We start from the raw sequence: 17,394 nt of genomic DNA on the forward strand, positions 1-17,394 counted from the left end.
TATATGAAAATCAAAACAATCCTATTCATGGTATTATCTTTGATGTCATTCACTGTTTTTGCACAAAACAATGGTGGAGTCAAAGGTAAAGTCGTTTCCCGTACGACACGTGCGGCCATAGACGGCGTAAAAGTGACATTAACCCCGGGAGATGTAACAACCAAGACTGATGCGTCGGGTAACTTCGTTATCGAAAACCTGGTAAAAGGAGAATACACTCTGTCTTTCGAAGCTGCAGAGTTCGAACCTTTAACTCTGGCTGTCCGTGTGGATAAGTTGATCAGAGATATCAATAACGTCATTTTGATCCCTGAAAACGTTGCTCCTACGATGGACGATGCTATCTTTGCCGAATTTGACACAGAAACGCTGGAGGATGCACAATCACTTCCCTCGTCTCTGTCCGCATCAAAAGACGTATTCAATAACATTGCTTCCTACAAATTCAGTGAAATGCGTTTCAATGTACGTGGTTATGATTCTCAATACTCCGACGTTTATATGAACGGTATTCAACTGAATGACGCAATGACAGGATATACTCCCTGGTCTTTGTGGAGCGGCTTGAATGATGCGACTCGTAATCAGGAAGTCACATCTGCACTGAACATGGGGGATATGGGCATCGGCGGTATCGCAGGTACAACAAATATCAATACCCGTCCTTCACAGATGCGCAAAGGCCTTCGCGCCAGCGTAGTTAACGGTAACTCCATGTACCGCTTCCGTGGTATGCTGACCTATGCATCCGGATTACAGGATAACGGCTGGTCTTATGCCTTCTCCGTATCAACCCGCCAAGGAGGAAACTCTTATGTAAACGGTGTGTACTACAATGCCTTCGGATATTTTGCCGCTGTAGAAAAGCAATTCAATTCACAACACCGCTTGGCATTAAGCATCCTGGGTGCTCCCACAGAACGTGGTGCACAACAAGCTTCTACTCAGGAAGTCTACGACTTAGTAGGCAACAACTACTACAATCCAAACTGGGGTTGGCTGAATGGAAAGCGTGTCAACGCACGTGTGCGCAGCTATCATGAACCTATTACGATGTTGAATTATACATTCGACATCAATGACCGTTCACAATTAAACGTTGCAACCTCTGTACGTTTCGGACAGAACGGTTACTCTGCGCTGACTTGGTACGGTGGTCCCGACCCACGTCCCGACTATTACCGTTATTTACCGAGTTTCTATAACAACACTTACGTCGGAGCACAACTGTATGAAGCATGGATAGGAAATACTAATAACATCCGCCACATCAACTGGGACAACTTGTATCATATCAACCAAAGCCAGGAAGAGAACCCGACCTATGGAGCCGGTCATCGTGCCATCAACATGATTGAAGAACGCCATGCCGATCAGATAGACTGGAATCTCTACACACAATTCTCTCATATCTTCCGTGACAATTCTAAAATTAACGGTGGATTGAACTTGCGTCGTAATCGCACAGAATATTATAGCGAAGTGAAAGATTTGCTGGGTGGTGATTACTGGGTAGACGTAGACAAGTTTGCCGAACGTGACATGGGTGGTATGAACCCAATCCTTTACCAGAACAACATGGAGTACTATGATAAGTACGGTCATGCCCAAGCTGTCAAGAAGGGTGATAAATACAGCTACGACTACTACGGAAATATTATCAACGCACGCGCCTGGGCACAATATAGCAGAAACTTCGGCAACTTTGGAGTCAATCTGGGTGGAGAACTCGGACATACTACTCTGTGGCGTCATGGTATTTGGAAAAAAGGGTTGTTCCTTGACAATTCTCAAGGAGACTCTAAGAAGCAGAATTACCTGACTTATAAACTGAAAGCCAACTTCAGCTATAAGTTCTCTGCTGCTCATTCTATTGATGCCAACATCATCTATATGCAGGATGCTCCTGCCTTCCAAGCTTCATTTGTTTCTCCCCGTACCCGCAACTCTGCGACTCCGGGTATTTCAAGCGAGAAGGTATTTGGTGTAGACGCCTCTTATAACTTGCGTTGGGGGGATGTTAAAGCACGTATCTCCGGATACTATACGAAGTTTATGGATCAGTCCAAAGTTCTCTCTTATTATGATGACGTAGAAGCTACCTTCTCCAACTTTGCAATGAGCGGTATCAACAAACGTCACTTCGGACTTGAAGCAGCAGCTTCTGTACCTATCTATGCAGGACTTTCTCTGAATGCAGCCATCAGCTGGGGACAATTCACTTATGACAATAACCCGGATTATGTACAGATTCAGGATAATAGTGGAGAAATCAAAAACCAGGGTAAAGTATACTGGAAGAACTTCCGTGTAGAAAGCACTCCGCAAACAGCACTGAACGTAGGCTTGTCTTACCGTGGTCCTAAAAACATATTTGCGTCATTAGATATGAACTATTATAATAATATGTACTTATCTATGAGTCCGCTCTATCGTACAGATGCCGTACTGACACCGGGAATGACTGAAGAAGATATCGCAACGTTACGTAATCAGGAGAAATTCAACTCTGCTTGCGTTTTAAATGCAAGTGTTGGTAAGAACTGGTACATTAACCGTGCCTATACTCTTGGTTTCAGCCTGGAGGTAAAGAACCTGCTCAACAACCAGAATATCAAGACCGGCGGTTATGAACAAGTTCGTCTGCTGAAGAACAAGGATGAAAGTTATCAAACTTACCAACCGTTTGATTCGAAATATTTCTATATGTTCGGTACAACCTATTACATGAACATTTATTTCCGTTTCTAAGGACATCATAAGTAAAAAGAACAGTTATGAACAAAATATTTAAATTATTTATGCTTGCGGTAGTAGTGCTCGGTTTCAGTAGCTGCTACAACGAATTTGAAGAGCCTGCTCCAGCCAAAGTCTGGACAAAAGAAGACTTCTCAAATAGCAAACTAATCTCCATCAAGGACTTTAAGCAACTTTTCTATAAAGAATACGGAAACGGTGCAGCCAGTCTGGGAAAAACTCTGGAAATCACAGAAGACTATGTCATCAGCGGAAAAGTCATCTCAAGCGACCAAGCCGGTAATGTATACAAATCAGTATACATCTATGATGAATCATCCAAATCAGCCATTGAACTGAAATTGATGGTTAGCAACTATGTTTATTTTCATGTAGGGCAGACTCTCTTTGTTAAAACCAAAGGTCTGGCTATCGGTAGCTATCGTTATATGTTAAGTGTAGGTGGAATGCCGACAGCAGAAGACATTTCCAAAGGTTATGCAAACCGTAATCTCGAGAATACCTTATTTGTAGATCAACATGTATTCAAAGGTGAACTCGGCAGTCTGACAGAAGACGACATATTGGTTATCAATGAAAATAATTATAAAACAGAATTGAATGATGATGCATTAGGACGTTTGGTACGTTTCGAAGGACTGACTTACAAAGAAGGCACATACGACGGCGACAAGTATCCTCAATATCTGGAAACAACTTACCCGAACGGTTCAACCACCGCTGTATATGAAAACAAATATTATGCAGAAGAAGGATTGACTCCAACCTATGCTTACAGCTATGGAGGTAATCGCTATTATGGTTCTTCCTGGTTTGCTTATGACAATACGACATCTACAGGTGGAAACTATATCCTGCGTGTCAGCGGATATTCAAACTTCGCACTTCAGCCTCTGCCTGCAGATGGTGCCAAAGGTAATATCACCGCTATTTATACCAAATATTCTTCTAAAAGTGGAGGATATATTAAATATCAGTTATTGGTTAATAGCATGAACGATATTGATTTCTAAATAACTTCATTAAAAAAGGCATCTGTTTCTCAGATGCCTTTTTTAGATAATAACTCAGCACACCCTTCTGCAATAGTCAATATCATCTCTTTTCCCTTTTTCCGAGGAATACGAATGCTCTCTCCAACAATCAGCATATCTTCTATAGTAGGATTACCATGATTATTAACAGAGGTAGCATGTTCTCCATTATATCCGTTATTGCATCGGGTCAAGTCATAAGCCGGAGCTAACGCCCAGTTCCCCTCTTTATAAATGAAACTAAAGTTTTTGGCATGGTCATCTTTATTATCCGTTAAGACATTGAACACCATACGCCGGAACATTTCATCTACCTGTTTAGGGTCTTGGGTAAGATAACCAACCAAGTGCAGTAAAGTCTTATAATCCAATCTGGGTTGCATAATAGATTCATTAAGTAGTGCCCCTGCCGTAGCAATATGATACCTAATACCATTTTCAATATCAAAACGTTTGGTAGCAAAATACTTTCCGTCCATCAATTTAAAGTCCGGTACTGTTATGCCACATTTACGAGCGACTTCATTATAACGATACTCCATCGCTCCCATATCTTTCGGATCATATGTATGCCTGAACTTCACCAACCAAGCTCCTTCTGTATCGTGAAGTAAACATTTAGGGCGGCATCCACCTGAGTTGCCACTATTAAAGTAAAGTACCTCTTCATCCTCATACGATTTCTCTGACAGTATGTCCAATGCCATTTGCTGAAGGCAATCTAGTGTCGGAAGAGATTTTTCTTCGCCAATGTATGTCTCCGGTATATAACAAAGAGCTCCCATCCCTGATGTTCCGACTATACTCAACCGTTGCAAGGGAGTTAGCTCGCTATCATTCACCCCTTGTTTTTTGAGTAAACGATGAAGTAAATAACGCCCATATCCATCAGGGAGACTGTCTTCAAAAATACCAAAGTTTCCCCAAAAAGGTTGTGGTTTAGCAATAAACAAATCAGGTTTTAAAGGCAAGTCAAGCGGAGAGATAGAAAACCCATTAGCCAACCACTCTCTATCATACTGAAATGCGCATAGCCGATTATCAGGTGTCATACTGAGAGTTCCAACACTTCTACTATGATAGGTTACTATCAGTTTATTTACTGATTTCATTACGCCCCTTCTTTCTGTTTTTATTCTTATTAATCATTTCCAACTCCTCCATTGTACTAAACAGCGGTTCAGATAAAAGTTCCTTGATAGCTTTAGAGTAACCCAGTGCTTTTGCTAATGCCACATAGGATGCCAATGAAATAGTATGCTTTTGTTCGAACTTGGCAATAGTAGGCGTCGGAACTCCGCTAAGTTCGGTAAGAGCTTCTCGGGAAAGTCCTTTCTCAAGCCTGCGTTTCTGCAGATTCTGAGCCAGAATTGCCAGCAACTCTTCGGGTCTCTCTACATCAAAATTATAAAGTAAAGGCATACAATTATATTCAATTAATTTAAAAATAGCACTATTCAGATACTATTATATCTAAATACAAAGATAGTTTCTTTATTCAAAAAAACAAAATATAAGCCAGTTCTATTGAGTGTATTCGGCAACAAAAAGGATGCCCCCCTTTTCTACAAATAGAAGAACAGAAGCAACACAAGATTTACCCCGATCACCGTCCCGAATCCTCCCAAAATCCAGGGACGTAACTTACTACCTTTCCCTGCAAAAAACAAAGCATAAAACATATTCACCAGAATATTACTGATAATAGCCTGCATACTGCAAGCCACAACAACCAGTACAGCTACGCTCCCTGTATTCTGCAAAAGGTTCAAGATAAAAGGAGTAATGTCACTAAGTCCGGATACAAAAGAAAGCAGATTCAATCCGCCTGTACCCGCATAAACCAAAGTATAGTGCGTCAGCACTGTAAACACAACGAAGAGAGTGGCAAAAATCAGAGCAACTTTAAATTCGAGCGGGTTACTGCTGTCCTCATCTTCCGACTCATCGGTCATATCCTTGGAGCGTCGATGACGGGAATGTATAAACCACGCAACAACGGAAGCTACCACAGACATAATCAAAAGATAAGGATAGATAGATGTAAATATCTCCCTGCTAAAGATCAGAATCAATATCATAAAACGCAGAAACATCATGCTGACCGCAAGCAGCATAGCAGCTACATATTCGTTCGCCTCCTGCTCGGAAGCCTTTCTGCTTTTACGGGCCAATACCGAAATTGTGGCAGTACTACTATACAATCCACCGATAATGCCGGAAACCAATACTCCCGATTCATGAAACACATAGCGTTTCAGCAAGTAAGACAAATACGAGATACCGGAGACAACAACCGTCGCCAGCCAAATAGAATAAGGAGTGAGATTAATATCCGGAATCAGGTTCTTGTGCGGTAACATAGGCAATATGATACCACTGATAGCCAAGAACTTTGCCAGCGTAATCATCTCATCGTTCTTCATCCGCTGGGCAAACTCCGTAAAAGTGTGTTTAAGCTCCGTCAATAAAAGCACCGTCACAATCACCATCACATAAAACCAGGAAGGCTGGGTAGAAACAATAGGAGCCAGACAATAAGTAATCAGTGCAATAATAATGGTCGTTACACCAAAAACATGGAATTGAGACTGCTTGACGTAATAGTTCAAGCCCAGCAATAAACCGAGCACAGCACCACCACCCATAAACAGACGCATATCCGTAGGATCGAGTATATAGAGCAAATAGCCTAGAATACCAATGAAAGTAAATGTACGATCAGTCCCGAAGAGAGTTGTTTCCCCTTCACGCTTCAGACTGATCCGTCGTTGTGACAGTCCGATAAGTAAAGAAAATAAAGTAACCAGAACGAAAGTTATCAGTTCTCTCGGTAGATAATTGTACAACTGTTCCATATACTGCTCTTTTAGTACTAGGAACAAATATACAGCTTATTTGTTAACATTCACCACGTTTTATACGGTTTTTTCATCAGGTGAGAGTTATAGTAGCGTATATCCCCGGTCACTTCTTCGCCAATAAACCCGGGCTTGACAAACGCCTCATCTTCCGTGCCCAGCTCTACTTCAGCCACAATAAGTCCTTCATTCTCACCGTAGAACTCGTCTACTTCGAAGATATGATTGCCACTACGTACCAGATAACGGGTCTTATCAATCATTCCCGGTTCGCAAAGTTTCATCAGTTCTTCCGCTTCGGACAAGGGAAGTTCCTTTTCCCACTCATAGCGACTGGTACCCGATTCGTTGGAAGCACCTTTGATAGTGAGATAACCTTTATCGTCACGAATACGAACCCGCACCGTCCGACCACGGGCGCTGCAAATATATCCCTGCATAATCCGGCTCTGCGCAAAAGCAAAGGATTTAAAATCACCGGAAACTAAAAATTTACGTTCTATTTCTTGTGCCATAGCACAAAGATAATTAAAAATCAAAATCTCGTCATAAACTCAATAACGATTTTATCACGCTCCGACTCTTTGGGAACTCCGGACTTCTGATAGAAATACTTCTCAAAGTTGAGACGAAGATCGGCAATAAAGGCTTTGGAAAGGCTCAGCGTGATGCCGCCTGTCACACGATGACGGGCATAGTCGTTTATCTTCAAAACACCTGTCTCACTGTCCGCCAGCCCATTACTGTGGTCGGTCATCATATCATAACGGGCCAGAAAAGAAATCTTATTGAATACCTTCTTCAACGGCAAATCATAATTCACAAAGCTATTGACCGCATGAACGTCCTTAAACGCTTCGTGTCCATACATTTTATACAAATACTCCGCTTCGATATGAAAACGATTATTCTGATAGTAGATGCCGGCATCATACATATTAATACGGGTATGTTCCGGCTTTATCATTTGAGTGCTCAAAGTGAGATTCCAATTTTTATTAGGCAGCAACTGTGCTTTTATCGAATAATTCAAGGTCTTATGCCATTCCTTCTGATTAGTCAGTCCGGAGCCGTTAAACAATCCACCTTCAAGGATAAAAGGAAGACCTTCTTTTTGTGTATAACAACCGGTGAAGCCGACATCACGCACATTGCCCACCTGCTTGGCTATAAAAGAACGATTGGCAAAATACTGCTGATGGGGAGAACGATGGGCGTCAATCGTGAAAGGTACACGCATCTGACCAATCGTAAAATTCAGGTCCTTGACAGGAAATACACGGGCATACGCATCAAGCATCTTGATGGAACCCTCGTCGGACAAATCGATCTCCGCTTTATAGGCAACAATCGGATGTACATTTCCCGAAACACTGAAGCGGGCATTCCGCACTTCAAAACGGCTTTCGTTGGTTTCTGTCTGGAACTCATATTTTCCCCGGATTGTCCCATGAATTTCAGGCAAATAATCTTTCAGTTCCATGGTCTGCTTATCCAGCTGTTTGCCATCCCCGGCATCTTCTTTAGCCTGTCCGCAGGCTGCTGTCGCCATCAAAAGCAGGGCGACGGTTGTTGTAATTCTACTCATTCAGTTGTTTGCTACTTAATTCGCGGCAAAGGTACAATGAGCAAGATACGGAGAGATTACAAAAGAGATACGGTGAAATTACAGAATGGTTACAATACTGTTACACGGATAACAAAGGGGTTACAAAAAAAGAATTCACCACGGACTACCCTCGTCAGCATGGATATTCACCGTCGACAATCAACGTGTCCCCGTCCATGCAAAACTGTGTAACCTGTGGTGAATCAATCAACCGAAAAAGGAATATGCGATCAGCATAATCAGCGCCAAAATAATGAGTGAAACAAATACTATCTTGACTACCCGCTGGGCCTGCTCCTCCTCTTTCTTACTATGTGCTACTTTTCTCTTACTTTTACCCATAATGTTAGCTTTAAAGTTCAACGCTAACAAAGTAAAAACAAATCTTTTAACTTTCCAAAAATAACACTCGCTAATTTTTGTTTTTATGATTCCTGCGATGAAAATTCCATCAGATAGGCTTTGATGAATTCCTCGATTTTACCATCCATCACTCCGTTTACATCCGAAGTCTGATAGTTGGTACGATGGTCTTTCACGCGGCGGTCATCGAATACATAGCTGCGAATCTGCGATCCCCATTCGATTTTCTTCTTACCGGCTTCCACTTTCGCCTGTTCTGCCATGCGGTGCTGCAATTCTTTATCGTATAAGATAGAGCGCAACTGGCGCATTGCATTCTCACGGTTCTTCGGCTGGTCACGAGTTTCGGTATTCTCGATAAGGATTTCCTCTTCTTCTCCCGTATAAGGGTCTTTGTACTGATAGCGCAGACGAACGCCGGATTCTACCTTATTAACGTTCTGACCACCGGCACCACCGCTTCGGAATGTATCCCATGAAATGCAGGCAGGCAGAATATTCACTTCGATACTGTCGTCCACCAACGGAGTGACAAACACGGAAGCAAAAGATGTCATGCGCTTGCCTTGCGCATTGTACGGAGAAACACGCACCAGACGGTGAACGCCGTTCTCTCCTTTCAGATAGCCATAAGCGAAATCTCCTTCAATATTGATGGTACAGGTTTTGATTCCTGCCTCATCCCCTTCCTGAAGGTTGGCAATAGTAGCCTTGTAACCGTTCGTTTCAGCATAGCGCAGATACATACGCATCAGCATAGATGCCCAGTCCTGACTTTCCGTACCACCCGCACCGGAGTTGATTTTCAACACACAGGCCATCTGGTCGGCTTCATCACGCAGCATATTCTTGAGTTCGAGTGCTTCTACCGCTTCACTGGCTTTCGCATAAGCCGCGTCCACATCTCCCTCAGTCACTAATTCTTCTTTATAAAAATCGAACGACAGTTCCAGTTCGTCCGCCAGTGTCTTGACTTCATTATAGCCGTCAATCCACTTTTGCAGGTCTTTCACCAGTTTCATCTGGGCTTCCGCTTTCTTCTGGTCATCCCAGAATCCCGGCGCCTGCGTTCTTAGTTGCTCTTCTTCGACTTGAATTTTCTTCCCGTCGATGTCAAAGATACCTCCTCAGCGCATCAGTGCGCTCTTTCACGTCTTTAAGTTGTTCAATAGTAATCATGTGATTTACAATTTTATCATTTACAATTTACAAATTTCTCTTTTCGGTGCAAAGGTAAGAAAAATTCCGCTACCTTTGTTTCTGTCACTAAAATGTTGTCACAATATGAACAAACTCCTGAAACTTTCATGCTTATCGCTCTTCCTTGCATTAGTGATGAGCAGTTGTAGCTCACAAAAGAAGTATAGCTACGAGACAGTGCCCAATGACCCGCTGAAAGCCCGCATCTACACACTGGACAACGGATTAAAAGTTTACCTCACCGTAAACAAGGAAACTCCCCGCATTCAGACATTCATCGCCGTGCGGGTGGGCGGAAAGAACGACCCGGCAGAAACGACCGGACTGGCACACTACTTTGAACACCTGATGTTTAAAGGTACCGACAAGTATGGCACACAGGATTATGCTGCCGAAAAACCACTATTGGACCAAATTGAACAGCAATTTGAGATATACCGCCAGACGACGGACGAAGCAGAGCGCAAAGCGATCTACCACACCATCGACAGCCTCTCTTACGAAGCATCCAAATACGCCATTCCCAACGAATATGACAAGCTGATGGCTGCTATCGGTTCTTCCGGCAGCAACGCCTACACATGGTATGACCAGACTGTCTATCAGGAAGATATCCCCTCCAATCAGATAGAGAACTGGGCAAAGATTCAGGCAGACCGCTTCGAGAATAATGTCATCCGCGGTTTCCATACGGAACTGGAAGCTGTATACGAAGAAAAAAATATGTCTCTGACCCGGGACAACAGCAAAGTGCAGGAGGCGATCTTCTCCTCTCTCTTCCCCAAGCATCCTTATGGAACACAAACCGTATTGGGTACACAGGAGAATCTGAAGAACCCTTCCATCACCAATATCAAGAATTACTATAAACAATGGTACGTTCCCAATAATATGGCGATCTGTATGTCCGGAGATTTAGACCCGGATGAAACCATTGCCTTGATAGATAAATACTTCGGAGGCTTGAAGCCGAATCCGGAACTTCCCAAACTGAATCTGCCGAAAGAAGATCCGATCACCGCACCTGTAGTTAAAGAGGTATTAGGTCCGGATGCGGAAAGCGTTGCACTGGCATGGAGATTCCCCGGATTGGCCAGCAAGGATTTCGAGGTTCTGCAAGTTGTTTCGCAAGTATTATACAATGGAAAGGCAGGACTCATCGACCTTGATCTGAACCAGCAGCAGAAGGTGCTGAACAGCTACGGTTACCCGATGGGACTGGCAGATTACTCAGCCTTCATATTGGGCGGACTTCCCAAACAGGGACAAACGCTGGAAGAAGTCAAAGACCTCTTGCTGAACGAAATAAAGAAACTTCGTGCCGGAGAGTTCGATGAGAAGATGCTGCAAGCTAATATCAACAACTTCAAGCTCTACGAGCTCCAAAGCATGGAAAGCAATGAAGGACGTGCCGACATATTCGTCAACTCATTCATTAACGGAACAAACTGGGAGGACGAAGTAACCGCCATCGACCGCATGGCTAAACTGACCAAAGAGGATATCGTGGCCTTTGCCGATAAATATCTGAAGGAGGATAATTATGCCGTTGTCTACAAGAAACAAGGCAAGGACCCGAACGAGAAGAAGATGACAAAACCGGAGATTACTCCCATCGTATCCAACCGGGATGTGGCAAGTCCATTCCTTACCTCCATACAGGAGAATGCAGTGAAGCCCATCGAACCTGTATTCCTCGACTTCAAGAAAGATATGAGCCAGCTGACAGCGAAATCCGATATTCCGGTACTCTATAAGCAGAATACTACCAACGATCTCTTCCAACTGATCTACGTATTCGATATGGGTAACAACAACGACAAGGCATTGGGAACGGCTTTCGACTACCTTGAATATCTGGGCACTTCCGACATGACACCGGAAGAACTGAAGAGCGAGTTCTATCGTCTGGCGTGTACTTTCTACGTTTCTCCGGGCAACGAACGCACCTACGTGGTTCTTTCCGGTCTGAATGAGAATATGCCGGCTGCCATGCAACTATTCGAAAAGTTACTGGCAGACGCACAAGTAAATAAGGAAGCTTACAACAATCTGGTCGGAGATATACTGAAAGCCCGTGCAGATGCCAAACTGAATCAAGGACAGAACTTCTCCCGCCTGATGAATTATGCGATGTACGGCCCGAAGTCTCCCGCCACCAATTTACTGACGGAAGCAGAGCTCGCCAGCATGAATCCACAGGAACTGGTTGACCGGATTCATAATCAGAACAACTACAAACATCGTATCCTGTATTATGGCCCTAGCAGCAGCAAAGACCTGCTGGCTACCATCGAACAATACCACCAGGTACCGGCTACTCTGAAAGATATTCCTGCAGGAAACGAATACTCTTATCTTGAAACTCCGGCGACCAAAGTGCTGGTAGCTCCTTACGAAGCCAAACAGATTTATATGGCGCAAATTTCCAATCTTGATAAGAAATACGATCCGGCTATAGAACCTACCCGCGAATTATATAACGAATATTTCGGCGGAGGCATGAACTCCATCGTCTTCCAGGAAATGCGTGAAACACGTGGACTGGCTTATTCCGCATGGGCGGGTATAATGCCGCCAAGCTATCTGAAGTATCCATATACGATACGTACCCAGATTGCAACTCAAAATGACAAGATGATTGATGCCGTCAATACGTTCAACGATATTATCAACAATATGCCAGAATCCGAAGCAGCCTTCAAATTGGCAAAAGAAGGATTAATCAACCGCATGCGTACCGACCGCATCATCAAAAGCGATATTATCTGGACTTATATCAATGCACAGGATTTGGGACAAAGCGTAGATCCGCGCATCAAACTCTATAATGACGTGCAGACTATGACATTGAAAGATATCGTTGATTTCCAAAAGGAATGGGTGAAAGGACGCACGTATGTGTATTGCATCTTGGGAGACAAGAAAGACCTCGATATGAATAAGCTGAAAGCAGTAGGCCCTATCGAGGAACTCACTCAGGAACAAATCTTCGGTTACTAAAGTATAGTGTTCTCTATAAAATAGCAGATACATAGCCAATTGATACACAAAGAACAAACGGTGAACAGCTTGCCAAATATGCAGCTTGTTCACCGTTTATCGTTTATCATCAGGCCAGACCGAGAAAAGCCTTATTCTTCGTACATCTTCTCAATCAGTTCTTTGTAGTTTTCAGAAACCACTGAGCGTTTCAACTTCAATGTATTAGTCAATTCTCCACGCTCCATGCTGAAAGGTTCAGGAAGTAATGTGAAGCGTTTGATCTGTTCATAATGCGCAAATTGCTGTTGCAAGGTCTCTATTCGTGCACGGAACAGACCGACAATCTTTGGATGCTGCAACAGTTCGGCCATATCTTTATATTCGATTCCTTTCTCCTTCGCATAGTCCTTGACAAACCCGTACACCGGAACAATCAAGGCAGAAACGAACTTGCGCTGATCTGCGATAATAGCGATCTGGTCAATATAACGGTCTATCACCAGTTTGGTTTCCAATGCTTGCGGAGCAATATATTTACCATTCGATGTCTTAAACAAATCCTTAATGCGCTCTGTCAGGAATAACTGCCCATTCTTGAAATAACCGGCATCGCCTGTATGGAACCAGCCGTCAGCATCGATAGCAGCGGCAGTAGCCTCCGCTTTTTTATAATATCCTTTGGTTATACTTTTTCCACGAAGCAGGATTTCATTGTCTTCACCTATCTTCACTTCCAGTCCCGGCAATACCACACCTACCGAACCGATATCATAACCTACCGGCAAAGTACATGATACCGTAGCCGTAGATTCTGTCAGTCCATAGCCGACCACCATGTTGATTCCTACCGAATGAACAAATTCATTGATTTCATCGGGCACGGCTGCACCGGCTGTCGGAAAGAAATTTCCATTCTCAATACCGATCGTCTTCTTCAGCAAAGAATAAATAGTCTTCTCGTAGAACTTATATTTCAGTTGATTCATCACCGGAGGGGTCTTTCCCAACCGAAGATAATCCAGATTATGGATTCTGCCGACTTTGATGGCATCCAGCATCAGCGCCTTCTTCAATCCTGTCGTTTCATTGATCTTCTCCTGTACACCGGCATATACCTTTTCCCAGAAACGGGGTACGCTGCACATCAGTGTCGGGCGAATTTCTTTAATGGTTGTCTGGATATCTGCCGGACGAAGATTGATGCAGATCTGTACTCCTTTATGAATACAAAGATAGCACCATGCCTTCTCGAATACGTGTGTCAACGGAAGGAAGTTCATAGAAACGTCCTTGTCGGTCATTGTCGTCAGACGCTCGTCATGCGTATGGAACTGCTCCAGATAGCACGAATGATGCAACATTACTCCCTTCGGCTCTCCCGTCGTACCGGAAGTATAAAGGATGTTAGCCAGATCATCGTAAGAAGCACGTGCGGTACGTTCTTCCACCACCTCATTATGCGGCAATCCTTCGCCCATTGCCATAAACTCATCAAAATAGATGGAAGAGACATCACGCGGGTCTTTTACTACCGAACGGTCGAAAATAATCAGTTGTTGTAACGAGGAACAAAAGCCGAAGATGCTGAATGCAGAATCATACTGATACTGTTCGCCTACAAAAAGATAACGGATTTGCGCATCGTTGATAATGTATTGTGCCTGTGCGGGTGAACTCGTTGCATAGAACGGAATAGTAACCCCACGATTGGCAAATGCGCCGAAATCGACATAGAACCATTCAGGTTTATTCTGTGAAAAAATACCGATATTCTCTTGTTCCTCCACTCCTAGCGCAACGAAAGCATTAGCAGCCTGTCGTACAGTTCCGGAGAATTGATTCCAGGTAATCGGAATCCATTGTGCTGTCTCATAGTCGCGGTACCTCAATGCTACCCTGTCGCCATACTTTTCAGCCTGACGGTGGACCAAGACAGATAAATGATGATAAGTCATACTCTTTGTATTGATAAATATGGTACAAAGGTATTAGTTTTATTTGAAACTATTGCGCAAAACGAGTATCTTTGTGCAAATATTAAGCTCTAAATTAACAAGTTTGTATATGAAATACGATATTCCAACCATGACAGCCGAAGCTGTAAGCCTGTTGAAATCACTAATCAGCATTCCGTCCATCAGTCGGGAAGAGACGCAAGCCGCTGATTTCCTGCAAAATTATATCGAAGCCGAAGGGATGCAGACCGGACGCAAGGGAAACAATGTTTGGTGCCTCAGTCCTATGTTCGACCTTAAAAAGCCGACAATCCTGCTCAATTCTCATATCGACACGGTAAAACCCGTAAATGGCTGGCGCAAAGACCCTTTCACACCCCGCGAGGAAAACGGTAAATTATACGGATTGGGCAGTAACGACGCCGGAGCCAGTGTTGTTTCGCTCTTACAGGTGTTCCTGCAACTATGTCGCACTTCTCAAAATTACAATCTCATCTATCTGGCTTCCTGCGAAGAAGAAGTTTCGGGTAAGGATGGAATTGAAAGTGTATTGCCGGGGTTACCCCCTGTTTCATTCGCTATCGTAGGCGAACCTACGGAAATGCAACCTGCCATTGCCGAAAAGGGGTTGATGGTATTGGATGTAACTGCTACGGGAAAAGCCGGACATGCCGCACGCGATGAAGGAGATAATGCCATTTATAAGGTATTGAACGATATCGCCTGGTTCCGTGATTATCGTTTCGAGAAAGAATCGCCTTTACTCGGACCGGTAAAAATGAGCGTTACGGTCATCAATGCAGGCACTCAGCACAATGTAGTTCCCGATAAATGTACATTTGTTGTTGATATCCGAAGCAACGAACTTTACTCCAACGAAGATTTATTTGCAGAGATCAGAAAGCATATAGCCTGCGATGCGAAAGCCCGCTCGTTCCGTCTCAACTCTTCACGAATTGATGAGAAACATCCGTTCGTACAGAAAGCGGTGAAGATGGGACGCATACCTTTCGGTTCCCCGACTTTGTCAGATCAGGCATTGATGTCCTTTGCATCGGTAAAGATCGGTCCGGGACGCTCTTCACGTTCACATACAGCCGAAGAGTATATTATGCTGAAAGAGATAGAAGAGGCTATCGGGATTTATTTAGATTTGTTAGACGGACTAAAGCTTTAGTCCGTCTTTACCACTCATCAAGTAGAAAATCGGCTATATGCCGATGCTTAACCCCTTCAATATTATCTTGCCATAGATCATCCATACTAACCACATATTTAGGATAATGATCATCAATTGCCAGTAAAGGGGCAAACTCACGATCGATGGTTGCTTGCAAGCCAAGTTGATAAGTAACCTGCACATATATTTTCTCTTCACGCCTAATGGCTACAAAATCAACTTCTTTTTCATCCTGTTTACCTACATATACTTCGTATCCGCGGCGTTTCAACTCCATGCAAACTAAATTTTCGAGCATTCCACCTATTAAGCGGTCCCGATATCCCATCACAGAATAAATTAATGAAAGATCACTTACAAAATACTTTTCATTGGTTTGCAGAATCTCTTTGCCCTTGATGTCATAACGTGGTATACGTTGAATGACAAAAGCGCTATCTAAAGCATTGAGATAATTATAAATCGTATTGATATCTACTTTCCGTTGCTGACTTTTGAAATAGTCGGCAATATTTTTCGCATTTAGTTTATTCCCAATATTATCAAAAACAAACTTCACCACTCTTTCAAGCATTTCTACGTTACGAATGCTATGCCTCTGCACGGTATCACGAAGAATGACAGAAGAATAAATATCATACACTATTTTGTAGATAGCATTATAATCATAGTTTGCCGTATGAATAGCCGGAAATCCTCCCATACGAAGATATTTCAGAAACTCCGTTTTACGGTCGGATACAGAAATTGTCAGCGGGAGATCATGAAATAATAGATATTCTCTAAAGGATAAAGTCATAATGTGAAAGGCAACGTATCTTCCTGCCAAATAAGTCGAAAACTCGGAAGATAGTAAACGTGAATTAGAACCTGTCACATAAATATCTACATCCAAGTCAACCAAAAAGGCATTCACTGCCTTTTCCCAATCTGTAACTTCCTGAATCTCATCCAAGAGAATATAATATTTTCCCGAGGCTTTCGTAGCTTCCCGAATATGAGCGTATAACGCCTTCGCCTCCTTCATGTCTATCCACTCGAAACTTTCAAAGTTCATATAAATAATATAATCCTCAGATACTCCTCTTCGTAAAAGTTCCTCACGAATTAAACGCAACACGACCGACTTGCCACAGCGACGAATACCAGTGATAACTTTCACAAATGGCTTATCAATAAAAGGAGTGATTTGCTCCATATAAAGTTCACGATTAATCATACAACTGAAGTTTTTAGGGTTATAGACACAAATATAAATAATTAATCGGAAGTTTTTAGGGGTATACCCCTAAAAACTTCCGATTTCAAGTATGTTTTATGGTTATAGACAGAAACGACAATGGCATTTATGAAAAAAGGGGCACCTCCTGTATCTTTATCTAAGATAAGAAATTTAGCCACCATCATAATAACGGTGGCTAAATCAAAGAAAAACAACCAGTTTCAATGG

12 protein-coding genes are annotated in these 17,394 nt (G+C 43.0%); 4 read left to right on the forward strand and 8 right to left on the reverse strand.

Annotated features, from left to right (window positions below; all coding sequences use genetic code 11):
- Positions 1–3: 3 nt before the first annotated feature.
- Positions 4–2,751: a TonB-dependent receptor gene (locus tag DW640_RS10200; RefSeq protein WP_117578011.1), complete on the forward strand. Its 2,748-nt coding sequence runs from the start codon at positions 4–6 to the stop codon at positions 2,749–2,751.
- A gap of 26 nt (positions 2,752–2,777) precedes the next feature.
- Positions 2,778–3,770: a DUF5689 domain-containing protein gene (locus DW640_RS10205; RefSeq protein WP_022472126.1), complete on the forward strand. Its 993-nt coding sequence runs from the start codon at positions 2,778–2,780 to the stop codon at positions 3,768–3,770.
- Positions 3,771–3,799: 29 nt separating this feature from the next.
- Here DW640_RS10205 and DW640_RS10210 read toward each other — a convergent pair whose 3' ends face one another.
- The 6 genes from DW640_RS10210 to prfB all read right to left on the reverse strand — a co-directional run bounded on the left by DW640_RS10210 (position 3,800) and on the right by prfB (position 9,803).
- Positions 3,800–4,903 carry a type II toxin-antitoxin system HipA family toxin gene (locus DW640_RS10210; protein WP_022472127.1) on the reverse strand — a complete coding sequence of 368 codons (1,104 nt, stop codon included), beginning with the start codon at positions 4,901–4,903 and terminating at the stop codon, positions 3,800–3,802.
- Positions 4,887–5,213 (reverse strand): helix-turn-helix domain-containing protein, encoded by a 327-nt coding sequence (locus DW640_RS10215; protein ID WP_016269701.1) that lies wholly within the window; start codon positions 5,211–5,213, stop codon positions 4,887–4,889. Before DW640_RS10215 ends, DW640_RS10210 begins: the two co-directional genes overlap by 17 nt.
- 143 nt (positions 5,214–5,356) lie before the next feature.
- Positions 5,357–6,649, reverse strand: coding sequence for a DUF4010 domain-containing protein (locus DW640_RS10220; RefSeq protein WP_117578013.1), 1,293 nt, complete (start codon positions 6,647–6,649; stop codon positions 5,357–5,359).
- 50 nt (positions 6,650–6,699) lie between these two features.
- Complete coding sequence (locus tag DW640_RS10225) at positions 6,700–7,167, reverse strand: CYTH domain-containing protein (protein WP_117578038.1); 468 nt, start codon at positions 7,165–7,167, stop codon at positions 6,700–6,702.
- Positions 7,168–7,187: 20 nt separating this feature from the next.
- Positions 7,188–8,240 (reverse strand): porin, encoded by a 1,053-nt coding sequence (locus tag DW640_RS10230; protein ID WP_008762504.1) that lies wholly within the window; start codon positions 8,238–8,240, stop codon positions 7,188–7,190.
- Positions 8,241–8,686: 446 nt separating this feature from the next.
- Positions 8,687–9,803 (reverse strand): peptide chain release factor 2 gene (gene prfB / locus DW640_RS10235; protein WP_161800204.1). Its coding sequence is split into 2 segments (ribosomal slippage): positions 8,687–9,739 and positions 9,741–9,803, totalling 1,116 coding nucleotides; the frame shifts between segments, so codons are not numbered across the junction.
- Positions 9,804–9,908: 105 nt separating this feature from the next.
- Between prfB and DW640_RS10240 the strand changes: the two genes are divergently transcribed.
- Positions 9,909–12,827, forward strand: a complete 2,919-nt coding sequence (locus tag DW640_RS10240; protein WP_072067086.1) for a pitrilysin family protein — start codon at positions 9,909–9,911, stop codon at positions 12,825–12,827.
- Positions 12,828–12,958: 131 nt separating this feature from the next.
- Here DW640_RS10240 and DW640_RS10245 read toward each other — a convergent pair whose 3' ends face one another.
- The gene (locus DW640_RS10245; protein ID WP_008762502.1) at positions 12,959–14,764 is read right to left on the reverse strand and encodes a long-chain fatty acid--CoA ligase; all 1,806 of its coding nucleotides are present in this window, start codon (positions 14,762–14,764) and stop codon (positions 12,959–12,961) included.
- Between the two features lie 109 nt (positions 14,765–14,873).
- Between DW640_RS10245 and DW640_RS10250 the strand changes: the two genes are divergently transcribed.
- Complete coding sequence (locus DW640_RS10250) at positions 14,874–15,941, forward strand: M20 family metallo-hydrolase (RefSeq protein WP_008762501.1); 1,068 nt, start codon at positions 14,874–14,876, stop codon at positions 15,939–15,941.
- A gap of 7 nt (positions 15,942–15,948) precedes the next feature.
- On the opposite strand, the gene DW640_RS10255 is transcribed toward DW640_RS10250, so the two are convergent.
- A complete protein-coding gene (locus DW640_RS10255; protein WP_011108877.1) occupies positions 15,949–17,163 on the reverse strand; it encodes an ATP-binding protein in 1,215 nt (404 codons plus the stop codon).
- Positions 17,164–17,394 lie beyond the last annotated feature (231 nt).

Source organism: Bacteroides sp. AM23-12, from assembly GCF_003434395.1.
GTDB classification, from domain to species: Bacteria; Bacteroidota; Bacteroidia; order Bacteroidales; family Bacteroidaceae; genus Bacteroides; species Bacteroides thetaiotaomicron.